Source organism: Streptomyces sp. 378 (assembly GCF_030124145.1).
In the GTDB taxonomy this organism is placed as follows: domain Bacteria; phylum Actinomycetota; class Actinomycetes; order Streptomycetales; family Streptomycetaceae; genus Streptomyces.
Window position 1 is genome coordinate 23013 of sequence record NZ_JASKMS010000011.1, and the last position, 24288, is coordinate 47300.

General features: G+C 71.4%; 19 protein-coding genes. 12 read left to right on the forward strand and 7 right to left on the reverse strand.

The window, feature by feature from the left end:
* Window positions 1-5 precede the first annotated feature (5 nt).
* Window positions 6-854, forward strand: a complete 849-nt coding sequence (gene fdhD, locus QNO09_RS17000; protein ID WP_283971037.1) for a formate dehydrogenase accessory sulfurtransferase FdhD — start codon at window positions 6-8, stop codon at window positions 852-854.
* Between the two features lie 105 nt (window positions 855-959).
* On the opposite strand, the gene QNO09_RS17005 is transcribed toward fdhD, so the two are convergent.
* Window positions 960-1397 (reverse strand): MarR family winged helix-turn-helix transcriptional regulator, encoded by a 438-nt coding sequence (locus QNO09_RS17005; protein ID WP_283971038.1) that lies wholly within the window; start codon window positions 1395-1397, stop codon window positions 960-962.
* Window positions 1398-1521: 124 nt separating this feature from the next.
* Between QNO09_RS17005 and QNO09_RS17010 the strand changes: the two genes are divergently transcribed.
* The 3 genes from QNO09_RS17010 (at window position 1522) to QNO09_RS17020 (ending at window position 5696) form a co-directional block, all read left to right on the forward strand.
* Entirely contained in the window at window positions 1522-2439 is a 918-nt protein-coding gene (locus QNO09_RS17010) for a quinone oxidoreductase family protein (RefSeq protein ID WP_283971039.1), read from the forward strand.
* Window positions 2440-2578: 139 nt separating this feature from the next.
* The gene (locus QNO09_RS17015) at window positions 2579-4450 is read left to right on the forward strand and encodes an exo-alpha-sialidase (protein ID WP_283971040.1); all 1872 of its coding nucleotides are present in this window, start codon (window positions 2579-2581) and stop codon (window positions 4448-4450) included.
* A gap of 10 nt (window positions 4451-4460) precedes the next feature.
* A complete protein-coding gene (locus QNO09_RS17020; protein ID WP_283971041.1) occupies window positions 4461-5696 on the forward strand; it encodes a DUF5005 domain-containing protein in 1236 nt (411 codons plus the stop codon).
* Here the strand turns inward: QNO09_RS17020 and QNO09_RS17025 are convergent.
* Window positions 5632-6642, reverse strand: a complete 1011-nt coding sequence (locus tag QNO09_RS17025; protein ID WP_283971197.1) for a bile acid:sodium symporter family protein — start codon at window positions 6640-6642, stop codon at window positions 5632-5634. The two genes, QNO09_RS17020 and QNO09_RS17025, sit on opposite strands and share 65 nt — an antisense overlap.
* A 186-nt stretch (window positions 6643-6828) precedes the next feature.
* Here QNO09_RS17025 and QNO09_RS17030 point away from each other — a divergent pair, with 186 nt between their 5' ends.
* From QNO09_RS17030 to QNO09_RS17040, 3 genes are all read left to right on the forward strand, one after another.
* On the forward strand, window positions 6829-7707 hold the full coding sequence (locus QNO09_RS17030; RefSeq protein WP_283971198.1) for a LysR substrate-binding domain-containing protein: 879 nt from the start codon (window positions 6829-6831) through the stop codon (window positions 7705-7707).
* A gap of 300 nt (window positions 7708-8007) precedes the next feature.
* Window positions 8008-9834, forward strand: a complete 1827-nt coding sequence (locus QNO09_RS17035; RefSeq protein ID WP_283971042.1) for an AMP-dependent synthetase/ligase — start codon at window positions 8008-8010, stop codon at window positions 9832-9834.
* Window positions 9835-9992: 158 nt separating this feature from the next.
* Window positions 9993-10784, forward strand: a complete 792-nt coding sequence (locus QNO09_RS17040) for an aldo/keto reductase (RefSeq protein ID WP_283971199.1) — start codon at window positions 9993-9995, stop codon at window positions 10782-10784.
* A gap of 157 nt (window positions 10785-10941) precedes the next feature.
* Here QNO09_RS17040 and QNO09_RS17045 read toward each other — a convergent pair whose 3' ends face one another.
* Both QNO09_RS17045 and QNO09_RS17050 read right to left on the reverse strand, forming a co-directional pair.
* Window positions 10942-11853: a class I SAM-dependent methyltransferase gene (locus tag QNO09_RS17045; protein WP_283971043.1), complete on the reverse strand. Its 912-nt coding sequence runs from the start codon at window positions 11851-11853 to the stop codon at window positions 10942-10944.
* Between the two features lie 130 nt (window positions 11854-11983).
* Window positions 11984-13702, reverse strand: coding sequence for a glycoside hydrolase family 6 protein (locus QNO09_RS17050; protein WP_283971044.1), 1719 nt, complete (start codon window positions 13700-13702; stop codon window positions 11984-11986).
* 456 nt (window positions 13703-14158) lie between these two features.
* Here QNO09_RS17050 and QNO09_RS17055 point away from each other — a divergent pair, with 456 nt between their 5' ends.
* Complete coding sequence (locus tag QNO09_RS17055) at window positions 14159-17077, forward strand: glycoside hydrolase family 48 protein (RefSeq protein ID WP_283971045.1); 2919 nt, start codon at window positions 14159-14161, stop codon at window positions 17075-17077.
* Window positions 17078-17291: 214 nt separating this feature from the next.
* Window positions 17292-19940, forward strand: coding sequence for a cellulose binding domain-containing protein (locus QNO09_RS17060; protein WP_283971046.1), 2649 nt, complete (start codon window positions 17292-17294; stop codon window positions 19938-19940).
* A gap of 189 nt (window positions 19941-20129) precedes the next feature.
* Here QNO09_RS17060 and QNO09_RS17065 read toward each other — a convergent pair whose 3' ends face one another.
* Together QNO09_RS17065 and QNO09_RS17070 are read right to left on the reverse strand one after the other, a co-directional pair.
* The gene (locus QNO09_RS17065) at window positions 20130-20873 is read right to left on the reverse strand and encodes a class I SAM-dependent methyltransferase (RefSeq protein WP_283971047.1); all 744 of its coding nucleotides are present in this window, start codon (window positions 20871-20873) and stop codon (window positions 20130-20132) included.
* A 4-nt stretch (window positions 20874-20877) separates the two neighbouring features.
* The gene (locus tag QNO09_RS17070) at window positions 20878-21183 is read right to left on the reverse strand and encodes a 4a-hydroxytetrahydrobiopterin dehydratase (protein ID WP_283971048.1); all 306 of its coding nucleotides are present in this window, start codon (window positions 21181-21183) and stop codon (window positions 20878-20880) included.
* 135 nt (window positions 21184-21318) lie between these two features.
* On the opposite strand from QNO09_RS17070, the gene QNO09_RS17075 reads away from it, so the two are divergent.
* Window positions 21319-22125, forward strand: a complete 807-nt coding sequence (locus tag QNO09_RS17075) for a helix-turn-helix domain-containing protein (protein ID WP_283971049.1) — start codon at window positions 21319-21321, stop codon at window positions 22123-22125.
* Here QNO09_RS17075 and QNO09_RS17080 read toward each other — a convergent pair.
* On the reverse strand, window positions 22107-22532 hold the full coding sequence (locus tag QNO09_RS17080; RefSeq protein ID WP_283971050.1) for a hypothetical protein: 426 nt from the start codon (window positions 22530-22532) through the stop codon (window positions 22107-22109). The two genes, QNO09_RS17075 and QNO09_RS17080, sit on opposite strands and share 19 nt — an antisense overlap.
* Before the next feature lie 240 nt (window positions 22533-22772).
* Here QNO09_RS17080 and QNO09_RS17085 point away from each other — a divergent pair, with 240 nt between their 5' ends.
* The gene (locus tag QNO09_RS17085) at window positions 22773-23636 is read left to right on the forward strand and encodes a Sco1979 family transcriptional regulator (protein ID WP_283971051.1); all 864 of its coding nucleotides are present in this window, start codon (window positions 22773-22775) and stop codon (window positions 23634-23636) included.
* 135 nt (window positions 23637-23771) lie between these two features.
* Window positions 23772-24239, forward strand: a complete 468-nt coding sequence (locus QNO09_RS17090) for a nitrate reductase molybdenum cofactor assembly chaperone (RefSeq protein ID WP_283971052.1) — start codon at window positions 23772-23774, stop codon at window positions 24237-24239.
* Window positions 24240-24288: the final 49 nt, after the last annotated feature.

The window sequence follows — 24288 nt, forward strand, 5'->3', positions numbered from 1 at the left end:
AGGACATGGGACGAGTCACGGAACGACGCAAGGTTCTCCGCATCCGGGACGGGGCGGTCTCCAGCCGTCCCGACACGCTCGTCGCCGAGGAGCCCCTGGAGATCCGGCTCAACGGCAAGCCCCTGGCGATCACCATGCGCACCCCGGGGGACGACTTCGCGCTGGCGGCGGGGTTCCTGGTCAGCGAGGGGGTGCTGGCCGGGCAGCAGGACCTGCGGAACATCGTCTACTGCGCCGGCGCGACGGCCGACGGCTCGAACACGTACAACGTGGTCGACGTGCAGACGGCCTCCGACGTGGTGATCCCCGACATCACGCTGGAGCGCAACGTCTACACCACGTCCTCCTGCGGCCTGTGCGGCAAGGCGTCGCTGGACGCGGTGCGCACCACGGCCCGGTGGCCCCTCGCCGACACTCCCCCGGTCCGGATCAGCCCCGAACGGCTCGCGAGCCTGCCCGACCGGTTGCGCGCGGCCCAGCGGGTCTTCGACCGGACCGGTGGCCTGCACGCGGCGGCCCTGTTCTCCGAGGAGGGCGAGCTGCTGGACGTCCGGGAGGACGTGGGCCGGCACAACGCGGTCGACAAGCTGGTCGGCCGCGCCCTGCAGAACGGGGATCTGCCGCTGTCACGGGTGATCCTGCTCGTGTCGGGCCGGGCCTCCTTCGAGCTGGCGCAGAAGGCCGTGATGGCCGGCATCCCCGTGCTGGCGGCGGTGTCGGCCCCGTCCTCGCTGGCGGTGGATCTCGCCGCCGAGACGGGCCTGACGCTGGTGGGCTTCCTGCGGGGCAGTTCCATGAACGTGTACGCGGGTGAGGGCCGGATCGTCCTGCGGGCCGCGGCCGCCCAGGGCTGAACCGGTTCCTCCGCGACACGGCGGCGGGGCCCCGACCGGCGGGGAGCGCCCCCTGCGCCGCAGGGGCCCCGTCTCGGCCGCCTTCGTGAGGACGCGGGAGCGTCGTCAGTCCGCCGTGCCGGATATCCGCAGCAGCATCCCCGTGAACTGCTCCCGTTCGGCCGCCGACAGCGGTGCGAGCAGTTCGTCGTTGGCCGCGCGGGCCGCCTTCTCGCAGCGCTTCAGCAGCCGTGCTCCCCGTTCCGTGAGGGACACCGCGTTCTTGCGGCGGTCGACCGGGTCCGGCTCGCGTACCACCAGGCCCGCCGACTGGAGGTCGTTGAGGACGCCGACCAGGTCCTTGGGGTCCAGCCGTACCCCGCGGCCGAGGTCGGCCTGCGCGACGGGACCGAGGTCGCGGACGGCGGACAGCACCACGTGGTGCCACATCCGCATGTCCTCCTCGGCCAGCGCCTCGGCCACCAGGGCCCGGCCGCGGGCGGCGGCGCGGCCGAGCAGCCAGCTGGGCAGGGAGCGGATCGCGGGGAGGGGGGCTTCCGACATGGCCGCAGCCTAACCAGTAAATCGTTGGGTGTTCCTATGATCCTCCTATACCGTTGGGGATTCCAACGACTCCGTTGGGGACCCCAACGACTCCGTCGGGAAGTCCGACGACCCCGGAGGTGCGATGCGCCGCGTCCGCTACGAATCCCGAGGCGGCCCCCTCTTCGTGGAGGAGGTCCCGCTGCCCGAGCCCGGTCCCGGAGAGCTGCTCGTGCGCGCGGAGGCGATCGGCGTCACGCTTCCGGTGGTACGCGAGGTCACCGAGGCGGCCGAGCCCGTCCCGCTCGGCGGTGAGATCGCCGGGCAGGTCGTGGCCGTCGGCGAGGGCGTCACCCGCTTCGGCACCGGCGACCGGGTGACCGGTCTCTGCCTCGGCCACGGGTATGCCGACGTCGCGCTCCTGCACGAGGCCATGGCCTCCCCGGTTCCGGGGGACACCGGCGCCGTGGACGCGGTCGCCCTGCTCCGCAGCGGCCTGGTCGCCCTCGGCGCCCTGGAGGCGGCCCGCCCCCAGCCGGGCGAGGCGACCCTGGTCACCGCGGCCGCGAGCGGCGTCGGCCACCTGGCCGTGCAGCTGGCCAGGACGCGCGGCGCCGGACGGGTCGTGGGAGCCGTCTCCGATCCGGCCAAGGCCGGTTTCGTCCGGGCCCTCGGCGCCGATCACGTCATCTCCTACGGCGACGGCAGCTGGGGCACCCCGGTCGACTACGTGCTGGACGCGGTCGGCGGGGAGCTGCTCACCCGCGCCCTGCACGCGCTCGTCCCCGAGGGGCGGCTGGTGGCCTACAGCTCGGGCGGCGGCACCATCCAGGCGTACGACCTGCTCGTGGACGCCAAGTCGGTGATCGGGTTCCAGATGGCCCGGGTCGCCCGGGGGAAACCGGAGCTGTACGAGCAGTGGCGTGAGGAACTGTGGCGGCTGTTCGCGGCGGGCGAGGTCAAGCCCGTCGTCCACGCGGAGTTCGCCCTGGAGGACGCGGCCCAGGCGCACGCGGAGATCGAGGCCCGGGCCAATCTGGGCAAGGTCGTCCTGATCCCCTGACGCACGATTCTTGTGGGGGGTCCGAGAAGCCAAGTACCGTCTGTGGCCCAGACATTGGACGTGGAATGTCCGGATGACCGGATGTCAGTTCCATACCCCGGTGGTCCGGCCGACAGACGCATGAAGGGCAGGTCGCACCATGCCGTCAAGTCTTCGCGCACGTCTGAGATCCACCCTGACCGCCACCGCCGCCGCCGGGGCGCTGCTCGCGCCCACCGCACCGGCGCACGGCCAACCCTCGTCACCTGCGGCCGAGTTCGAGCAGCAGGTGCTCTTCAAGGCCTCCCAGGACCCCGGTTACGCCTGCTTCCGGATCCCGGCGATCGTGCGCACCACCAGCGGCACCCTGCTGGCGTTCGCCGAGGGCCGCGTCCTCAACTGCGGAGACGCGGCCGACATCGACATCGTCGTCAAGCGCTCCGCCGACGGGGGCCGTACCTGGGGGCCACTGCGGGTCGTCACCGAGGGCGCGGGCGACACACACGGCAACCCGGCGCCGGTCGTGGACCGCGGGACCGGCCGGATCCTGCTGGCCGAGACGTTCAACACCGGCCGTACCGACGCCGGCAACTGCGCCGTCCCCTGCGACCGCACCCCGCATCTGCAGTACAGCGACGACGACGGCCGGACCTGGTCCGAGCCGCGCGATCTGAGCGGCGAGATCCTGCCCGGGCACTGGAACTCCTGGTACGCGACCGGGCCCGTGCACGGAATCCAGCTGACCCGCGGCAAGCACGCGGGGCGGCTCGTGTTCGGCGTCAACACCGAGACGTGGAACGGCAGCCGGGTCTCCGCCAACCACGCCGCGCTCGTCGTCAGCGACGACGGCGGCGACTCCTGGCGGGTCGGCGCCACGGACACCTGGCCCATAGCGCAGGACGGCACGTTCCGGCAGAAGCCGTCCGAGGTGACGCTCACCGAGCGCGCCGACGGCGCCCTGCTCGTCAGCGGCCGGGAACAGGACGGCACCGACCTGGGCCACCGCTCCCAGACCCTCAGCCTGGACGGCGGCGACAGCTTCGCCACGCCGTTCCGCGCCCTCCCGGACCTGTACACCCCGCAGGTCCAGGGCGCGACGCTGCGCCTCGGTGACCGGATGCTGCTGTCCGCCCCGGCCGACCCCGACCGCCGCCGCACGATGATGGTCCGCTCCTCCTACGACGGCGGACGCACCTGGGAGAGCGTGGACCGGGGCACGGTCGTCACCACGGACTGGTCCGGCTACTCCGACATGGCCGCCGTCGACCGCGCGACGGTGGGCCTGCTGTACGAGGGCGGCGCGGCCGACGCGCGCGACGAGATCCGCTTCGCGCGCTTCACCGAGGACTGGCTGAAGCCGCGCCGGGGCGCCGACCCGACCACCCGCGACGCGGCGCCGGGTACCCGGCCCGCGGCCGTGCTCGGCGGCGCCGGGCCGACGGCCGGTGCCCGCGGCGGCGCGCTGTCCTTCGACGGCGCCGACGACGCCGTACGGCTGCCCTACCGGTCCCGGCTGCCGCTCGGCGAGGGGGACTTCACGGTCTCGCTGCACTTCCGCTACACCGCCACGACCGGCGAGCAGCCCTTTCTGTGGATGGGCGGCATCGGCACCACACAGCCGCAGATCTGGCTGCGCGGGGAGCCGGCGAGCAACCGGGTCCGAGGGCTGATCACCACCCGGTCGGGCGCGACGACCGTCAGGTCGGCCTCGGTGTCGACCGACGGCGCCCACAACGACGGCCGCTGGCACCACCTGGCGCTGCGCCGCGGCGGGAGGAATCTGACGCTCTTCCTCGACGGCGAGGCGATCGACACCCCCGACGTGCCGGGCTCGGTGAGCCGCAACTCCCCCTTCGGGGTGCACATCGGCCAGCGCATGGACAGCCGGGCGTTCCTCACCGGGGCCATCGACGACGTCCGCGTGTGGAACCGGGCTCTGAGTGACAAGGAGTTGGCCTCGGGCACCTCGGGCGCGGCCCCGCGGGGCACGGTGCTGTGGCTGCCCATGGACCGGGTGAGCGGCAGCAACTAACGTCACGGCCGTGCCCGACGACTCAGGAGCAGCACGAGCACGACAGCGCACGGGAACCGAGATCGGCCTTCTGCTGGTCCTGGTTCTCGGCGCCGCGCTGCTCATCGCCCTGCCGGACGACGACGGTTCGGACGACGGCGCCTGCCGGGGCCTCACGGTCGGCTCCTGGAAAGCGGACGACGGCCTCACCGCCGAGTTCGCCCGCTACGGCGACGACGTGAGCCGCACCGACGACTGGACCGGCGGCGACGGCACCCACTCGGTGCGACTGCCGGACGGCCGGGTGCTGTGGCTGTTCTCGGACACCTACCTGGGCCAGGTGTACGGACCGCCCAACCCGCACGGCGAGCCCTACGCCTGGCGGGACCCGACCACACCGCTGGTGCGCAACTCGGCCGTGCTGATGCGCGACGGCCGGCTCGAATCGACCCTGCCGGCCCCGCTGTTCGCCGATCCGGCGCCCAACCAGTGGCGCTGGCCGGTCGCCGCCCGCGTCGAACCCCGCTCCCCCGGCTCCCCGGAGCAGGTCGTGCGGGTCCTGCTGTGGGTGCGCACGGCGGGCCAGGCTCCCTGGATCTACGGCGTTCCCACCGCCACCGAGGTCGCCACCCTGTCGCTGCCCGCGCTGCGCCTGGAGTCGATCGTCGAGGTGCTGGGCCAGCGCTCGGTCCCCGACCCGTCCCGCCGCGTGCTGTTCGGCACGACGCTGGTCGAGGAGGACGGCTGGACGTACGTGTTCGGTGGCGACGACGGCCGGGCCGCCTCCCGCCCCGCCTCGCACGCGTACGCGGCGCGGGTGCCGGAGGGCCGGCTCGCTGATCCGGACGCCTGGCAGTTCTGGAGCGGCTCGTCCTGGGTGCCCGGCGCCCGCCCCCGGCCGGTGCTCGGCGACGGGCGGCGCACGGGTGTGGGCAGCGCGTTCACGGTCGTCCGGGACGGCGGCACCTACGTGCTGTTCACGATGGCCGCCGGCCCGAAGGGCCTGACCACCGTGGCGTCCTACTGGGCCTGCTCCCCGGCCGGGCCGTGGCACGGTCCGGCGAAGGAGTTCAGCCCCTCGCTGCCGCAGGGGCAGGTGGCCGCCTACAACCCCCAGGCGCATCCGGTGCTGAGCGGCGGGGGACGGCTCGTCCTGAGCTACGACGTCAACTGGCTGGGGACGACGGGCGCCGCCGCCCAGCTCAGCCGGAACGTGTCCCTGTACCGGCCACGGTTCGTGACACTGCGCCTGGCCGCGGTGCGGTGACCTCGCCCGCCGCTTCCCGTGCGCGCCGCTTGGCGATCACCGCGCACACGATCAGCTGCATCTGGTGGAAGAGCATCAGCGGCAGCACGGCGAGCGCCGCCTGCGCGCCGAACAGGACGCTCGCCATGGGCAGCCCGGCGGCCAGGGACTTCTTCGAGCCGGCGAACTGGATCGCGATCCGGTCCGCCCGGCCGAAGCGCAGCGCCTTGCCGCCGTACCAGGTGAGCAGCAGCATCACGGCGAGGATCACCGCCTCGACGACGACCAGGCCGCCGAGCCGCGCGGGGCTGACCTGGTGCCATATGCCCTGGACCACACCCACGCCGAACGCGGTGTAGACGACCAGCAGGATCGAGCCGCGGTCCACCAGAGCGAGGACCCGCTTACGGCGGGTGACGAAGCCGCCGATCCAGCGGCGCAGCAGCTGCCCGGCCAGGAACGGCACGAGCAGGTGCAGCACGATCTTCAGCAGCGAGTCGGCGGAGAACCCGCCGCTGCCGCCGAGCAGCGAGGCCGCGAGCAGCGGGGTGGCGATGATGCCGACGAGGGAGGAGAAGGAGCCCGCGCAGATCGCCGCGGGCACGTTGCCGCGGGCCATCGAGGTGAAGGCGATCGACGACTGCACGGTGGACGGGACGAGTGTGAGGAAGAGCAGGCCCTGGTAGAGCGGGTGCGTCAGGATCACCGGCACCAGCCCGCGGGCGGCGAGCCCGAGCAGCGGGAAGACCACGAAGGTGCCGGCCAGGACCGTGATGTGGAGCCGCCAGTGCCGCAGCCCGTCGAGCGCCTCACGGGTGGAGAGCCTGGCGCCGTACAGGAAGAAGAGGAGGGCGACCGCGGCGGTGGAGGCACCGGAGGCGAGGTCAGCGGCCGATCCGCGTGCCGGGAACAGTGCGGCCAGGCCCACCGTCCCGAGGAGGAGCAGGATGTAGGGGTCGATCGGCATCCACTGCGGCCACTGCAGGCGTTTCACGGTGCTCCACTTGCTTGGTGCTTCCGTCGGTCCGGTTGCTTGGTGCTTCCGTCGGTCCGGGGCCGTGGCGGCCCCCTCCCATCCTGCTCCCCCGGTCGGCGATCGGGAATCCCGCACACCGCTTTCACTGTCATCGCGATGCGCGATAACGTGGTGCCCATGTACGACCCCGCGCATCTGCGCACGTTCCTGTCGGTGGCACAGACGCTGAGCTTCACGCAGGCCGCGCGGCGGCTCGGACTGCGGCAGTCCACGGCCAGCCAGCACGTGCGGCGGCTGGAGGACGCCGCCGGGCGGACGCTGTTCACCCGGGACACGCACTCGGTGGAGCTGACGGAGGACGGCGAGGCGATGCTCGGTTTCGCCCGCCGGATCCTGGAGGTGCACGAGCAGGCCGCGGCGTTCTTCACGGGCACCCGGCTGCGCGGCCGGCTGCGCTTCGGCGCCTCGGAGGACTTCGTGCTGACACGGTTGCCCGAGATTCTCGAGGGCTTCCGGCACGAGCATCCGGAGGTCGACCTGGAGCTGACGGTCGAACTGTCGGGCACGCTGCACGAGCAGCTGGCCGCGGGGAAGCTGGATCTGGTCCTGGCCAAGCGGCGGCCCGAGGACCCGCGGGGTGAGCTCGTCCGGCACGACCGGCTGGTGTGGATCGGTGCGGAACGCCTCCGGCTCGACCCGGACCGCCCGGTGCCGCTCATCGTCTACCCGCCGCCGGGCATCACCCGCGCGCTCGCCCTGGAGGCCCTGGAGCGGCAGGGCCGCCAGTGGCGCGTGGTGTGCACCAGCGGCAGCCTCAACGGCCTGGTCGCGGCGGCCCGGGCCGGTCTCGGCGTGATGGCCCACTCGCGCGGTCTCATCCCGCCGGGACTGGTCCGGGTCCCGGACCGGGCGGGGCTGCCGGAACTGGGGCAGGTCGACTTCGTCCTGGTCCACGGCCGGCGCCGGCCCTCCGCCCAGGGCGCGGCGGACGCCCTGGCGGCGGCGGTCCTGGCGGGCGGCGACCGGCTGCACCGCAGCGAGCGCAAGGGACTGTGACGAAGCGGAGTAACAGAATCCGCCGTCGTCCCGCTCACAGAAGAGACCTCGCCCGAAGGCGCGTCGCACGGCACCGGGGCTCGTACAGATTCGGTGGAGATTACGGCACCGAAACTTACTCAACCGTCAGGAATGTGTCCGACCCTTCCCCATGTGAGCACTTTTTCCCTCGCTGACCAGCGCGGACCGGAGCGGTGCTCACCTTCGCGCCCCCTCCCGCCCCCTGTCCGGGTGGGGTAGTTTTCACGGCGCTGTGCGGGGCGTCACTCGACAGGAGCGCTGAGGAGCGGGGAGCGGGGTTTGCGCGAGTTCACCAACCCTCCGTTGGCGTTGGCACCTCCGGTGGGCGGTCTGGCCGACGTGGTCTTCGAGCATGCCCAGGAAGACCCCCTGCACATGGCGCTGGGCCGCAAGGACGACTCCGGCCAGTGGCGGGACGTCACCAGCGCCGAGTTCCGCGACGAGGTGCTCGCCCTGGCCAAGGGCCTGCTCGCGAGCGGCATCCGGTTCGGCGACCGGGTCGCGATCATGTCCCGCACGCGCTACGAGTGGACCCTGTTCGACTACGCCTTGTGGACCGTCGGCGCCCAGGTCGTCCCGGTCTACCCGACGTCCTCCGCCGAGCAGTGCTTCTGGATGCTGTACGACGCCGAGGTGACGGCAGCGGTCGTGGAGCACGAGGACCACGCGATGACGATCGCCACCGTCATCGACCGGCTGCCCCAGTTGCGCCGGCTGTGGCAGCTCGACTCCGGTGCCGTGCACGAGCTGTACGACGCGGGCGCGCACCTCGACGACGAGGTGGTGCACCGCCACCGGCAGGCCGTCACACCCGACTCGGTCGCCACGATCATCTACACCTCGGGCACCACCGGCCGCCCCAAGGGCTGTGTCATCACGCACGGCAACTTCATGTACGAGGCGGACACGGTCATCGAGCGCTGGAAGCCGTTGTTCCACTCCAAGCGCGGCGACGAGCCGGCGACCCTGTTGTTCCTGCCGCTCGCGCACGTCTTCGGGCGGATGGTCCAGGTCGCCGGGATCCGCGGCAAGGTGAAGTTCGGCCACCAGCCGCAGCTGAACGCGGCGGCCCTGCTGCCGGACCTGGCCGCGTTCAAGCCGACGTTCTTCCTGGCCGTGCCGTACATCTTCGAGAAGGTGTTCAACGCCGCCCGCCGCAAGGCCGAGAAGGAGGGCCGCTCCGGCCCCTTCGAGAAGGCCGTCGACATCGCCATCAAGTACGCCGACGCGATGGAGGCCAAGGCTTGGGGCACCGGCCCCGGCCCGTCGGCGGGCCTGCGCATGCAGCACCAGCTGTTCGACAAGCTGGTCTACGCCAAGATCCGCGCCGCGATGGGCGGCCGCATCAAGCACGCCATGTCCGGCGGCTCGGCGATGGACCGCCGGCTCGGACTGTTCTTCGCCGGGGCGGGCGTGCACATCTACGAGGGCTACGGCCTGACGGAGTCGACCGCCGCCGCGACCGCCAATCCGCCCGACCGCACCCGGTTCGGCACGGTCGGCCAGCCCATCCCCGGCATGACCGTGCACATCGCGGACGACGGTGAGATCTGGCTGCGCGGCGAGAACCTCTTCCAGGGCTACCTCAACAACCCCAAGGCCACCGACGAGGCCCTGCACGACGGCTGGCTCGCCACCGGCGACCTCGGCGCACTCGACGAGGACGGCTTCCTCACCATCACCGGCCGCAAGAAGGAGATCCTGGTCACGTCCGGCGGCAAGAGTGTCTCGCCCGGTGTGCTGGAGGAACGCGTCCGGGACCACCCGCTGGTCAACCAGTGCATCCTCGTCGGCAACGACCGTCCGTACATCGCCGCCCTGGTCACCCTCGACCAGGAGGCCGTGGAGCACTGGCTGGCCATGCGGGCCAAGCCGCGGATGTCCCCGGCGGAGCTGGTGCGCGACGCGGATCTGGAGACGGAGGTGCGGCGCGCCGTGGTCGCCGCCAACACCCTGGTCTCCCAGGCCGAGTCGATCCGCACCTTCCGCATCCTGGCCCAGCCGTTCACGGAGGAGCACGGGTTGCTCACCCCGTCCCTGAAGCTGAAGCGCAAGGCGATCGAGAAGGCGTACCGCAACGAGGTCGAGGCGCTCTACCGGGCGTGACCTCCGCCCCCGCGGGGCAGGTGTGGCTTCGGAATTCTCCCGTCAGGAATGCATCACCGCCCGTGATCGTTCACGATGGGAGCACACCTGACCACTTACCGAAGGATCGAGAGCTCGTGAGCAAGGTCCCCCCGATCATCCTGAACAACGGCGTCGAGATGCCCCAGCTGGGCTTCGGCGTCTGGCAGGTGCCGGACGACGAGGCCGAGACGGCCGTCGCGGCGGCGCTGGAGGCCGGGTACCGCAGCATCGACACCGCGGCGATCTACGGCAACGAGCAGGGCACCGGCAAGGCGATCGCCGCGGCCGGTCTCCCCCGTGAGGAGCTCTTCGTCACCACGAAGCTCTGGAACGCCGACCAGGGGTACGACTCCACGCTGCGCGCCTTCGACACGTCGTTGGAGAAGCTCGGCCTGGACTACGTCGACCTGTACCTGATCCACTGGCCGACGCCGGAGCGGGGTCTGTACGTCGACACCTACAAGGCGTTCGAGAAGCTGCACGCCGACGGCCGGATCCGGGCCATCGGTGTCTCCAACTTCCTCCCCGAGCACCTGGAGACGCTGATCGGCGAGACCTCGGTCGTCCCGGCGGTGAACCAGATCGAGCTGCACCCCCACCTCCAGCAGGAGGCCGCCCGTGCCTTCCACGCGGAGCGGGGCATCGCCACGGAGGCCTGGTCGCCGCTGGGCCAGGGCAAGGGCCTGCTGGAGGTCCCGGCGATCGTGGCCATCGCCCGCAAGCACGACCGCACCCCGGCCCAGGTGGTGCTGCGCTGGCACCTCCAGCTGGGCAACGTGGTGATCCCGAAGTCCGTGACGCCGTCGCGGATCAGGGAGAACATCGAGGTCTTCGACTTCAGCCTCGACGACGAGGACCTGGCGGCGATCAGCGCCCTGAACGAGGACCGGCGCCTGGGCCCGGACCCGGCGGAGTTCAACGGAGCCTGAGCCGCGTCGGGGAGCGCCCCGGTCCCCGGGCCCTGGTGGGCCGAGTCCGGGGCGCCGCCGGTTCAGCGCCCGTTCAGCCCGGCTGCCCGACCGGCGGTTCGACCACCGTGTCGACGTCGTCCCCGTCGGGCACCTTCGAAGCCGAGGGCCGTCGACGCTACGCGGGCCGGACCGCCGTGTGCACCGTGTGGGCCTCCAGGACGAACACGTCCGGGCGGTGGTGCAGGCTCGCCTCGTCGTCGGGGTCGAGCAGACGGTCGACGGTCGCGAGGTCCTCCGCGTCGAGCCCCTCGGTGAGCTTGTCGCGCATGTGGGACAGGGACGCCACGACGTAGGCTCGCGCCCGGTCCGAGGCGGGCGCCGGGAGGTCGAGCAGGAAACTGTGCGTCCTCGTGTGCTTGAGGCCCGCTGCGGCCAGCAGGGCCGGCCAGTCCTCCGTCTCGGTGACGTGCCCGGGCAGGTCGGTGCGCATCCGGGTGAACCACTCCGACTCCACGGCGTCGATCCGCGCCTGGAGACCGGGCCGGCCGATGCCGATGTCGCGCGGCAGGAACCGCGGGGGCAGACCGCCCTCCATGAGGGCCAGGGTGCCGCCCGGCGCGAGCCGCTGCGCGAAGGCTGCCAGCGCGGCCCGCTGGTCGCCCAGGTGGTGCAGGCTGCGACTGGCCCAGAGCAGGTCGGCGGGGTATTCCAGCTCGCCGAGCACGTCGGGCAGGTCACCGGCGAGCGTGCCGAAGCGGTCGGCGACGCCCTGCCGCTCGGCCCGCGCCCGGGCGCGTTCCAGCAGCGGCGCGGAGCCGTCCACCGCCACGATCCGCGCGCCCGGGAACGTCTCCGCGAACAGGCACGACACGACGCCAGGACCGCTGCCCGCATCGACGATCAGGCCCGGCTCGGTCACCTCCTTCGCGAGCCAGCCCAGCGCCCGTTCGTACAGGGACGCGAAGAGTTCCGCCGAGGACTCCAGCATCGGGCCCATCTCGGCCCAGTCGAGATCCGTGTGGTCGTGATGATGTCCAGGCTCAGGCTTGTGCTCGTGCCGGTGGTCGTGGTCGTGCTGGTGCGCCATGGTGGTCAGCCTCTCGCTCGGATGCGGTCAGCGTGCGCCGACGCACCGATCGGAGGCCACTGCTGTTGCCGGTGCGGCAAATCCGCCGGGGCCCGGAGCCCCGGCGGATCTGCCGTTCAGCGGATACGGTTCAGGACAGCGGCGGGTACGCGTTCTGCATCAGCTGCCGGAACTGGGCGGAGAACCAGTGTCCGGACACCGGTGCGTCCGGCAGGGCACCGGACGGGCTGTTGCCGTTGCGCGGGTTGCCCTCGTACGTCGGGTCGCACATCCGGTCGAAGCCCTTGCCCTCGGTGTTCGGGATCTCCTTGCTCGCCCCGTCGGACTCGCCCGGGGGCTTCATCCACACGTAGGCGTCGATCCCGGCGGCCGGGCTGGCCTGCGGCCGCTCGCCGAGGCCGGCTCCGGACTGGTTGCACCAGTTGCCGGGGTTGATGCGGCGGTCGTAGCGGCCGCCGTCGACGTAGGTGTCGACGGAGGTCTGGGCGCCGGGGCCGGTGGGCCGAGCGGCGCCGCCCCAGCCGTTGCGGGAGGTGTCGATCAGCATGCCGATGCCGGAGTTGAAGCCGACGGAGACCAGCTGGTCGCGGAACGCCTGGGCGAAAGACAGCTCGTCGACGTAGCGGTTCCAGTCGACCCAGTCCGACTCACGGACGGACTTGCCGGCCACGTTGTCGTTGATGGAGAAGTGATCCTCCTTCAGGGCGCTGTAGTTCGCCGTGTTGGTGATGAAGCCGTGGACGTCGTTGACGGTCGCGCCCTCGGCGGTCGCCGCCTCCTTGAACAGGGTCGCGGAGGGGCCGAAGTTGTCGTCCCAGCCGATCCAGCCGTGGTGGCCGGCGTCGACGTAGTTGTAGACGTTCGGCACGTCACCGAGCTTGTTCAGCGCGTACCCGACGCCCTTGATGTAGTTGCCGTTGGCCTTCATCACGTCGCACTGCGGGGTGGCCGTCGGGCGGCTGCCGGTGTTGGTGACGAGGTTCGGCAGCGAGTCGATCTCGACGGTGGTGACGATCCGCAGCGAGGAGTACTTCGAGTCGGCGAGGATCGCCTTGATCGGGTCGATGTACTCCGTCCTGTAGCGGCCGATCTCGTCGGCCTTCAGCTCACCGTTGGAGGCGAGGGCGGCACAGTCACGGCCGGGCAGGTTGTAGATGACGAGCTGCACGACGAGTTCGCCGGAGCCCTTCTGGCGCAGCGCCTCGTCGAGGTGGGCGCGCAGGCCCATCTTGCCGCCCGCGCCGTTGATGGCCGCGGTCCGGTCCAGCCAGACACCCGTGGGTTGGTTGGAGATGCGGCTGCCGCCCGGCTCGGCGGCGGCATTCGCGGACCACTCCGGGTTCACGTACACCTTGGCGCCGTCGTAGGGGTTGTTCACCCGGTTCCCAGGGCCCCCGGGATCGGGATCGCCGGGACCGCCGGAGCCGCCGTCGTCGACGTTGCAGGTCACGCCGTCGAGGGTGAAGGTGGCCGGGATCGCGTTGCTGCCGCTGTGGCTGCCCTGGAAGCCGAAGCTGACCGAACCGCCGTTCGCCAGCTGACCGTTGTAGGTCTCGTTGGCGGCGGTGACGGCGGCACCGCTCTGGCTGATCTTGGCGTTCCAGCCGCTGGTGACCTTCTGGTTGCCGGCGTACGACCACTTCAGCGACCACGAGGACTTGGCGGCACTGTTGTTGGTGACGGTCACGGCGGCGGTGAAGCCGGTGTTCCACTCGTTCTGGATCTTGTAGTCGACGGTGCACGGGACGGCGGCGATGCGGGCACCGCCCGGGTCGACGGCGAAGGCGGTGCCGGTCGCACCACCGACCAGGGCCATGGCGGCCAGTAACGCGGTTCTCGTACGGCTCATGAGTGGGGGTCCCTCTTCCCTTGGGGTTCCTTGCGATGTCCGCGGTTGCGTGGGGGGGGTTCGTCAGGTGCGGTGAGGCTTATCGCGGGCAGGGCGATGCCGGGCGGCGACGTACGTGACCGAGGCGGGGCGGCAACGGTCCGCCACAGGCGGGCGTCCGGCGCCGGCGGCGGCTCAAAGCACTGAAGGCGGGGGGTGTCGCATGAGCGACTCCTTGCAGGTCGGGCGTGCCGTGACGGACGCGTCGACTGATGGAACCGCTCCCACTGGTGCCAAGGAAGGTAGCGCCAAGTGACAGTAAAGAACAGGGAAGTTGCTGACTTTTGCTCAAGGCGGGGCGTCGAATCTTTTCGACTCTTCAAGGACCTTGACCGGTACCTGACGGGTCCGCACTATGGGAGCGCTCCCACTGGTTCAAGCCTTGACTTCTCCGAGCCGCAAGGAGGGACCAGCACCATGCATCCCCCACCCCGGAGACGCGGAGCGGTGCGGCGGTTGTGGACCGCCGCCCTCGCAGCTCTCGCGCTTCCGTTGACGATGCTCTCCTCAGGGTCGACCCCCGCGCAGGCGGCGGCACTTCAGTGCAGTGTCGACTACAAGACGAACGACTGGGGCTCCGGTTTCACGGTGGACCTGACCCTCACCAACCGCGGCACGGACGCCATCGACGGCTGGACGCTGACCTACGCCTACTCCGGCAACCAGAAGCTGCAGAACGGCTGGAACGGCGCCTGGTCACAGTCCGGCCAGAACATCACCGTGAAGAACGCCGCCCACAACGCGCGGGTCGCCGCGGGTGCCGCCGTCTCCACCGGCGCCCAGTTCTCCTACAGCGGCGGCAACACCGCGCCGACGTCCTTCTCGGTCAACGGCACGGCCTGCACCGGCGCGCACCAGCCGCCGATCGCCGTGCTGACCAGCCCGAGCGCGGGCGCCGTCTACACCCAGGGACAGGCGGTGCCCCTGGCGGCGACGGCCGCCGCCGCGGACAACGCCTCGATCAGCAAGGTGGAGTTCTACGACGACACCAAGCTGCTGGGCACGGACACGAGCGCGCCGTACACGCTCTCCGTCTCCGACTTGACCGTGGGCAGCCATTCCCTGGTGGCGAAGGCGTACGACAGCATGGGCGCCTCCGCCGACTCCACCCCGGTCGGGATCACCGTCGCCGCCGGTCCCACCCTCGTCGCCTCCCCACTCCAACTGGGCGTCCAGTCCGGCAAGTCGGGCACGTACGAGGTGAAGCTGTCCAAGCAGCCGTCCTCCAACGTGACGGTGACCTCGGCCCGCGCGAGCGGCAACTCGGGCCTGTCGGTCTCGGCCGGCGCCTCGCTGACCTTCACGCCGCAGAACTGGAACACCGCGCAGAAGGTGACCGTCACGGCCGCGGACTCCGGTACCGGTTCCGCCGTGTTCGAGTCGACGGCCGCGGGCCATGCGAAGGCCTCCGTCACCGTCACCCAGCTGGCGGCGGCGAAGGTGTACGACGCCCGCTTCCTGGAGCTCTACGGGAAGATCACCAACCCGGCGAACGGCTACTTCTCCCCCGAGGGCATTCCGTACCACTCGGTCGAGACGCTGATCGTCGAGGCGCCGGACCACGGTCACGAGACCACCTCGGAGGCGTACAGCTACCTCCTGTGGCTCCAGGCCATGTACGGCAAGGTGACGGGTGACTGGTCGAAGTTCAACGGCGCGTGGGACCTCATGGAGAAGTACATGATCCCCACCAAGGCCGACCAGCCGACCAACTCCTTCTACAACCCCTCCAAGCCGGCCACCTACGCCCCCGAGCTGGACACGCCGAACGAGTACCCGGCCAAGCTCGACACCGGCGTCTCGGTCGGCACGGACCCGATCGCGGGCGAGCTGAAGAGCGCCTACGGCACGGACGACGTCTACGGCATGCACTGGCTCCAGGACGTCGACAACGTGTACGGCTACGGCAACTCGCCCGGCAAGTGCGAGGCGGGCCCGTCGGACACCGGCCCGTCGTACATCAACACCTTCCAGCGCGGTGCGCAGGAATCGGTGTGGGAGACGGTGCCGCAGCCGACCTGTGACGCCTTCAAGTTCGGCGGCAAGAACGGCTATCTGGACCTGTTCACCGGTGACGCCTCCTACGCCAAGCAGTGGAAGTTCACCAACGCGCCGGACGCCGACGCGCGGGCCGTGCAGGCCGCCTACTGGGCGGATCTGTGGGCGAAGGAGCAGGGCAAGGGCTCCGCCGTCTCCGCGACGGTCGGCAAGGCCGCCAAGATGGGCGACTACCTGCGCTACTCGATGTTCGACAAGTACTTCAAGAAGATCGGCAACTGTGTCGGGCCGTCGACCTGTCCGGCCGGCACCGGCAAGGACGCCTCGATGTACCTGATGTCCTGGTACTACGCATGGGGCGGCGCCACCGACACCTCGGCCGGCTGGGCCTGGCGCATCGGCTCCAGCCACGCACACGGCGGCTACCAGAACCCGCTGGCCGCCTACGCGCTCGGCAACTACGCGCCGCTGAAGCCCAAGTCGGCGACGGGCGCCGCGGACTGGGCGAAGTCCATGGACCGGCAGCTGGAGTTCTACCGCTGGCTGCAGTCGAGCGAGGGCGCCATCGCCGGCGGCGCGACCAACAGCTGGGCGGGCCGGTACGCGACCCCGCCCGCCGGGAAGTCGACGTTCTACGGCATGTACTACGACGAGAAGCCCGTGTACCACGACCCGCCGTCCAACCAGTGGTTCGGCTTCCAGGCGTGGTCCATGGAGCGGGTCGCCGAGCTGTACCAGCAGACGGGGAACGCGAAGGCCAAGGCGGTCCTCGACAAGTGGGTCGACTGGGCGCTGTCCGAAACCACGTTCAACCCGGACGGCACCTTCCGCATCCCGTCGACGCTCCAGTGGTCGGGTCAGCCCGACACCTGGAACGCCTCCAGCCCCGGCGCCAACAGCGGACTGCGCGTCACCGTCGCCGACTACTCCAACGACGTCGGTGTGGCCGGCGCGTACGCCAAGATCCTGACGTACTACGCGGACCGCTCCGGTGACACGGAGGCGGCGGCGGCGGCGAAGAAGCTGCTGGACGGCATGTGGGACAACCACCAGGACGCCCTCGGGATCGCCGTCCCGGAGAACCGGGCCGACTACAACCGGTTCGACGACCCGGTGTACATCCCCAGTGGCTGGACGGGCACGATGCCGAACGGTGACGCGATCAACTCGTCGTCGACGTTCGACTCGATCCGCTCCTTCTACAAGGACGACCCGGCCTGGTCGAAGATCGAGAGCTATCTCGCGGGCGGCGCGGTGCCGTCGTTCACGTACCACCGGTTCTGGGCTCAGGCGGACATCGCCTTGGCCATGGGCGCGTACGCGGAGCTTCTCGAATAGCCCCCGCCGGACGCTCCTCGGGTGGGCGGGGTCCCGGTTGCCGGTCCGTCGTGGCTGGTCGCGCAGTTCCCCGCGCCCCTGAAACAGCAGGTGCGTCCGACGCTCCGCGTACCCGGCCCCGCACCTGACGCGGGGCCACCACGGCCGGGCGGCTCCCCCGCACGGGAGTCGCCCGGCCCTCGCACGTTCCCCCTCCCGCGGAAGGAACCCCACCGTGCGAAGAACCCGTATCCTCACGGCCGTGCTGGCGCTGGCGGCCGGCCTGCTGTCGGGCGCCCCCGCCGCCCTGGCCGCCGACCCGCCGTCGCCGCGGATGGCCGCCGACACCTACACCTGGAAGAACGCCCGGATCGACGGCGGTGGCTTCGTCCCCGGGATCGTCTTCAACCGCTCCGAGAAGAACCTGGCCTACGCCCGTACGGACATCGGCGGCGCCTACCGCTGGCAGGAGTCCTCGAAGACCTGGACGCCGCTGCTGGACTCGGTCGGCTGGGACGACTGGGGGCACACGGGCGTCATCGGCATCGCGTCCGACTCCGTCGATCCGGACCGGGTGTACGCGGCGGTGGGCACGTACACCAACAGCTGGGACCCGAAGAACGGCGCGGTCATGCGCTCCTCCGACCGGGGCGCGAGCTGGAAGAAGACGAATCTGCCGTTCAAGCTGGGCGGCAACATGCCGGGGCGGGGCATGGGCGAGCGGCTGGCCGTCGACCCGAACCGGAACAGCGTGCTGTACCTGGGGGCGCCCAGCGGCAAGGGGTTGTGGCGGTCGACGGACGCGGGCGTGACCTGGTCGCAGGTCGCGAACTTCCCCAACGTGGGCAATTACGTGGCGGATCCGAGTGACACGTCCGGCTACTCCAGCGACAACCAGGGCATCGTCTGGGTCACCTTCGACGAGTCCACGGGCACGTCCGGCAACGCGACGAAGACGATCTACGTCGGGGTCGCCGACAAGGACAACGCGGTGTACCGGTCGACGGACGCGGGCGCCACCTGGCAGCGGCTGGCCGGGCAGCCCACCGGCTACCTCGCCCACAAGGGTGTGCTGGACGCCGAGAACGGCTCCCTCTACCTCGCCTACAGCGACAAGGGCGGCCCGTACGACGGCGGCAAGGGCCAACTGTGGCGATACGCGACCGGGACGGGGGCCTGGACGAACATCAGCCCGGTCGCGGAGGCCGACACCTCCTACGGCTTCAGCGGACTGACGGTGGACCGGCAGAAGCCGGGCACGGTCATGGCGACCGCGTACAGCTCCTGGTGGCCGGACACGCAGATCTTCCGCTCCACGGACAGCGGCGCGACCTGGACCAAGGCGTGGGACTACACCTCGTACCCGAACCGCGAGAACCGCTACACGATGGACGTCTCCTCCTCGCCGTGGCTCACCTGGGGCGCGAACCCGCAGCCGCCCGAGCAGACGCCGAAGCTGGGCTGGATGACGGAGGCCCTGGAGATCGACCCGTTCGACTCGAACCGCATGATGTACGGGACGGGCGCGACGATCTACGGCACCGAGAACCTCGGGAACTGGGACACTGGTGGCAAGTTCACCGTCAAGCCGATGGTCCGGGGACTGGAGGAGACGGCGGTCAACGACCTCGCCTCTCCCCCGTCGGGCGCCCCGCTGCTGAGCGCGCTGGGTGACATCGGCGGCTTCCGCCACACGGATCTGGCCAAGGTCCCGCCGATGATGTTCACCCAGCCGAACTTCACGACCACGACGAGCCTGGACTTCGCCGAGTCGAACCCGAACACCGTCGTCCGGGTGGGCAACCTGGACTCGGGCCCGCACATCGCGTTCTCGACGGACAACGGCGCCAACTGGTTCGCCGGCACCGACCCCTCGGGCGTGAGCGGGGGCGGCACCGTCGCGTCCGCGGCCGACGGCGGCCGCTTCGTATGGAGCCCCGAGGGCGCCGGCGTGCACCACACGACGGGCTTCGGCACGTCATGGCAGGCGTCGGGCGGGATCCCCGCCGGGGCGATCGTCGAGTCGGACCGCGTCGACCCGAAGACCTTCTACGGCTTCAAGTCCGGCAGGTTCTACGTCAGTACGGACGGCGGCGCGACCTTCAAGGAGTCCCCGGCCACCGGGCTGCCGAGCGGCGACAGCGTCCGCTTCAAGGCGCTGCCCGGAGGGAAGGGCGACGTGTGGCTGGCGGGCGGTGCGACGGACGGCGCGTACGGGCTGTGGCACTCCACGGACGGCGGGACGAGCTTCACCAAGCTCTCCGCCGTCGAGCAGGCCGACACCATCGGCTTCGGCAAGGCGGCGCCCGGCGCCTCCTACCAGACGCTGTACACCAGCGCGAAAATCGGCGGCGTGCGCGGCATCTTCCGCTCCACGGACAAGGGCGCGAGCTGGACGCGCATCAACGACGACGCCCACCAGTGGGGTTGGACGGGCGCGGCGATCACCGGCGACCCGCGGGTGTACGGCCGTGTCTACGTCTCCACGAACGGCCGTGGCATCGTCTACGGCGACAGCTCCGGCGGCGGCACGACGGACCCGGGCCCCGGCCCCGATCCGGCGGGACCCTGCAAGGTGACGTACAAGGTCACCAGCCAGTGGTCGGGCGGCTTCCAGGCGGACGTCCAGCTCACCAACACCGGTAGCACCACCTGGAACGGCTGGTCCCTGGGCTGGACCTTCCCGGACGGCCAGAAGCTGACCCAGGCCTGGAACGCCGGGGCGACGCAATCGGGCGCGGCGGTGACGGCGAAGAACGTCGGCTGGAACGCGAACGTGGCGGCGGGCTCGTCGGTGGGCTTCGGCTTCACGGCGGAGTGGTCGGGCACGAACACGAAACCGGCCGCGTTCAAGCTGGGCGAGCAGACCTGCGCGCTTGCCTGACCTGACCGGGTGACCCGAGGGCGTGTGCCGGCAACGGCATGCGCCCTCTTCGCGGGTCCGGACCGACCCCGCCCGCCATGACCGACCTCACTCGCCGTGACCGCCACCGTCACCGAGAAGGCGCGGTCGGACGACGCGGGGGAATGGGCGCCCACCGTGTCAGCCACGGCTCCGGCTGGATCATGGAGTTCACCCGGCCTTCCGGAACGACCGCAGGCTGAACACCGGGTCGGGGCGGGGCCGGTCCTGGTCGGGCAGGCGCGCGAGACGGGCGGCGAACCCGTCGGCGAGCGGATCGCCCGGCGGCAGCGTGACGAACCAGCCCCGGCGCAGGTCGGCGATGGTCCGGCGGGGGCTGCGGCCCTGGCCTTGACCGGTGAAGCGGGCCTGCCCGGCCGGGACCAGGCCGTGGGCGGCGGCGCAGGACTCGACGTCCGCCGCCGCGTCCCGGACCGGGCTGGGCGGCCGGGAGGACAGGACGACATCGATGTCACTGCCCACATTGTGGGAGGCGGCCTTGTCGACCGTCGTGACGTAGATCCCGCCGGGCCGCAGCACCCGGGCGCACTCGCCGACGATGGTCCGCACCTCGGCGGGACCGGCGGCCAGATGCAGCAGCCACACACTGCACACGGCGTCGAACTGCCCGTCCCGGAAGGGCAGCCGGCGGCTGTCGGCGCGCACGACGGCACCGGGCAGCCGGGTGGAGGCCTGTCGGACCATCGCGGGGGCGAGGTCGACACCGGTCACCCGCATGCCGTCACGGGCGGCGGCGAACCGGCGGGTCACGATGCCCGTTCCGCAGGCGACGTCGAGCAGGGCACGCGTGTCCGGCGGCAGCAGGCTCAGCACCGCCTCCGCGGCGGCCGCCGCCCGGGGCTCGCCGCCGCGCGAGGCGTCGTACCGCTCCGCTTCCTTGTCGTAGTCGAGCACCCCGTCAGTGTGCCCCGTGACCGGGGGCGAGGTCCTCCACCCTGCGGGCGAGCTCGAAGTCCTTCTCCGTGACGGTGCCGCCCGCGCTGTGCGTGTGAAGGGCCAGGGAGACGGTGTGGTAGCCGAGCGTGAGGTCGGAGTGGTGGTTCAGCTCCTCCTGGACCTGGGCGATGTGCACGACCATCGCCGTCGCCGCGAAGTGCGAGCCGAGCCGGTAGGACCGGATGAGGTGGTCCTTGTCGAGCGACCAGCCCGGCAGCTCGGCCAGCCGGTCCTCGATCTCCTTCTGCGACAGCGGTTCGACGGGCATGGGCTGCGCTCCTTGTCCTGCTCCGGAGTCCTCGGGCTGTTCCCTCAGCCTGCCACAGGCCGGCCGCCGAGACCCTGGTCGCAGTCGCAGGGGTGTGCCTGTCCGGCACGACCGGTTCTCGACTACGGTCCTGACATGACCATTCACGCGTCCACCGCCGAGAAGGGCGTGGGTCCGCTGCTGCGGGCCTGGCGGGAGCAGCGGCGGGTCAGCCAGCTGGAGCTGGCCCTGCGCGCGGACTCCTCGGCCCGGCACATCAGCTTCGTCGAGACGGGCCGCTCCCGGCCCAGCGAGGAGATGGTGCTGCGGCTGGCCGAGCACCTGGAGGTGCCCGTGCGGGAGCGCAACGCGCTGCTGCTCGCGGCCGGTTACGCCCCGCGCTACCCGGAGACCCCGCTGGACGACCCGGCGCTCGGCGCGCTGCGGGAGGGCATCGAGCGGCTGATCAGCGGCTACGAGCCGTATCCGGCGCTGGTGGTGGACGCGCTGTACAACGTGGTGGCCGCCAACCGCGGGGTCATGACGCTGGTCGACGAGGTCTGCCCCGCACTGCTCGAACCGCCGCTGAACGCGATGCGGCTGGCCCTGCACCCGCGGGGCCTCGCGCCGCGCATCCGCAATCTGCGCGCCTGGCGGGGCCATCTGCTGGAACAGATGGAGCGGCAGATCGCGCTGCACCGCTCGGAGCCGCTGCGGGCGCTGTACGAGGAGGTGGCGGCCTATCCGGTGCCCGAGGCGGATCCGGCGGACGAGCCGTCGGAGCCGGTGCCGTACTTCGCGCTGCCGCTGCGGCTCGAGCACGAGGGGCGGACGCTGTCGTTCATCTCCTCGATCGCCACGTTCAACACCCCGATGGACGTGACGGTCGCCGAGCTGGCCATCGAGACCCTGCTCCCGGCCGACCCGGCGACGGTCAAGCACCTTCAGGCGCTGCTGTCCTGACGCATCTTCAGGGCGGTGTGCTGGAGGACGGCGAACGCGGCCACGGTCAGGGCCTGGAGTACCGTCCACACGGCGCCCGGGGTGCTCGGCGTGAGCCACAGCGCCAGTGCCACCAGGCTGACCGCCGCCCAGGCGAGGTTGCCCTCGACGACGGCCCGCACGCCGAGCGCCGGCGGGCGTCGGCGGGCGGCCAGCAGGCCCACGCCCGCCGCGTACAGCGCGAGGAACGCGCCGAGGGTGAGCAGCAGCGTGGCGTCGACGCCGAGAAAGCGCCCGAGGGGACCGGAGAACGCCACGTAGGCGAGCGCGTTGGCGCCGGTCACCACGGCGTCCAGGGCGAGGAAGCGGCGCAGCACGGACTGCGGCTCGGAGGTCCGGGCCAGTGCGGCGAGCTGGATGGCGGACATGGGGCATCACCCTCCGTCGGGTCGTGGTGGGGCGGCTGGGGCCGGGTCCCGGGCCGGAGTGCGCCGGCCCGGGACCCGGTGGGTTCACGATCCCGTGCGGGGGACGTCCGGTCGATTACCCGCGGGGTCATGCCCCTGCCTCTGCCCGGCTCGCGCGATCTTCCCGGTGCAAGGCCCTGTGATACCCCCGGCCGGACGTGACAGACTGATCGCAGGCTTGGCACGTTGGGGAGGCGTGGCGTGAGTGAACGGCGGGCCGCACCCACCGTGGGCCAGGTGGTCCTGGGCAAGCGGTTGCAGGAACTGCGCGAGGCCGCGGGCCTCAGTCGTGACGAGGCCGCCCGGGTGCTGCGGGTCGCCCCCGCGACCGTCCGGCGGATGGAGACCGCCGACGTCGCGCTGAAGATCCCGTACGTGCAGATCCTGCTGACCGCGTACGGGGTGGCCGAGGACGAGGTGAGCGCGTTCGTCGACCTCGCCGAGGAGGCGAACCGGCCGGGCTGGTGGCAGCGGTTCCACGACGTGCTGCCGGAGTGGTTCAGCCTGTACGTGAGTCTGGAGGGCGCCGCCCGGATCATCCGGTCGTACGAGCCGCACTTCGTGCCGGGGCTGCTGCAGACCGAGGGGTACGCGCGGGCCGTGCTGAAGGCCGGCACCATCGCGAACGCGGGACCGGAGGCCATCGAGCGGCATGTGTCGCTGCGGATGGAGCGGCAGCGGCTCCTGGACCGCCCGGACGCGCCGCACCTGTGGGTCATCATGGACGAGACGGTGCTGCGGCGCCCGGTGAGCGTCGACGGCCGGGTGATGCGGGACCAGCTGGACAAGCTGCTGGAGTACGCCGGGCGCGACCGGGTCACCCTGCAGATCGCCGAGTTCGCGGACGGCCCCCATCCGGGGACGTACGCGCCGTTCTCGCTGTTCCGCTTCGCCGAGCCGGAACTGCCCGACATGGTCTTCACCGAGTATTTGACCGGTGCGCTGTACCTGGACTCCCGCAAGGAGGTCTCCACGCATCTGGAGGTGCTGGACCACATGACGGCCGGGGCGGGCTCCGCGCAGCGCACGGAGGAACTGCTGCGGGAGTACCGCGAGCGCTACTGAGCTCGTCGTCTCCCGCCGTGACGTCATGGCACGGGTTCTGACCCGTACGGGCGCCGCCGACAGGTGTGCTCCCCGGCCCGCCCCTAGCGTCTGGGATGACGGGGCAGGCAAGGGAGCGCACGCGAAGGAGGTCCGATGCCCGGATTCGAGGTGCTGTACCAGGCGGCGGCGCTGTGCTTGATGTACCCCGACGACGACTTCCGCGCCCGGCTGCCGCTGCTGCGCGAAGCGGCCCCGCAACTGCGGGAGTTCGCCGACCACGCGGCCGTGACCCCGCCGAGGGAACTGGCCGCGCACTACGTCGAGGTGTTCGAGGCCGGGCAGGACCACAGCCTGTATCTGAGCGTCTGGCGGGAGGCGGCGCCGGCACCCTCCGAGGAGATGTACCGCGCGCACGGCCTGGAGACCACCGGCGAGGAACCGCCGGACTTCCTGCCGGCGGTCCTGGAGTTCGCGGCCCGCACCGGCGACACCGGGCTGCTGGCGGAGCACCGCGACGGCCTGGACCAGCTCCGCACCGGCCTCACCGACTTCGGCACGCCGTACGCGACGGTCCTGGACGCGGTGTGCGCGACACTGCCGCCCGCGCACACCGAAGCCTAGGAGCCGGGTCCTTCCCTGTCCGCCGCACTCGGCCCGCAGGTCGCACGGG

Bases quoted from the DNA above. Each gene is read 5' to 3' on its own strand.
- QNO09_RS17090 (WP_283971052.1), top strand. From the start codon at position 23,772: ATGCCCGGATTCGAGGTGCTGTACCAGGCGGCGGCGCTGTGCTTGATG.
- QNO09_RS17015 (WP_283971040.1), top strand. From the start codon at position 2,579: ATGCCGTCAAGTCTTCGCGCACGTCTGAGATCCACCCTGACCGCCACC.
- QNO09_RS17070 (WP_283971048.1), bottom strand. From the start codon at position 21,183: ATGCCCGTCGAACCGCTGTCGCAGAAGGAGATCGAGGACCGGCTGGCC.
- QNO09_RS17010 (WP_283971039.1), top strand. From the start codon at position 1,522: ATGCGCCGCGTCCGCTACGAATCCCGAGGCGGCCCCCTCTTCGTGGAG.
- QNO09_RS17025 (WP_283971197.1), bottom strand. From the start codon at position 6,642: ATGCCGATCGACCCCTACATCCTGCTCCTCCTCGGGACGGTGGGCCTG.
- QNO09_RS17005 (WP_283971038.1), bottom strand. From the start codon at position 1,397: ATGTCGGAAGCCCCCCTCCCCGCGATCCGCTCCCTGCCCAGCTGGCTG.
- QNO09_RS17045 (WP_283971043.1), bottom strand. From the start codon at position 11,853: ATGGCGCACCAGCACGACCACGACCACCGGCACGAGCACAAGCCTGAG.
- QNO09_RS17055 (WP_283971045.1), top strand. From the start codon at position 14,159: ATGCATCCCCCACCCCGGAGACGCGGAGCGGTGCGGCGGTTGTGGACC.
- QNO09_RS17040 (WP_283971199.1), top strand. From the start codon at position 9,993: ATGCCCCAGCTGGGCTTCGGCGTCTGGCAGGTGCCGGACGACGAGGCC.
- QNO09_RS17050 (WP_283971044.1), bottom strand. From the start codon at position 13,702: ATGAGCCGTACGAGAACCGCGTTACTGGCCGCCATGGCCCTGGTCGGT.
- fdhD (WP_283971037.1), top strand. From the start codon at position 6: ATGGGACGAGTCACGGAACGACGCAAGGTTCTCCGCATCCGGGACGGG.
- QNO09_RS17080 (WP_283971050.1), bottom strand. From the start codon at position 22,532: ATGTCCGCCATCCAGCTCGCCGCACTGGCCCGGACCTCCGAGCCGCAG.
- QNO09_RS17030 (WP_283971198.1), top strand. From the start codon at position 6,829: ATGTACGACCCCGCGCATCTGCGCACGTTCCTGTCGGTGGCACAGACG.
- QNO09_RS17075 (WP_283971049.1), top strand. From the start codon at position 21,319: ATGACCATTCACGCGTCCACCGCCGAGAAGGGCGTGGGTCCGCTGCTG.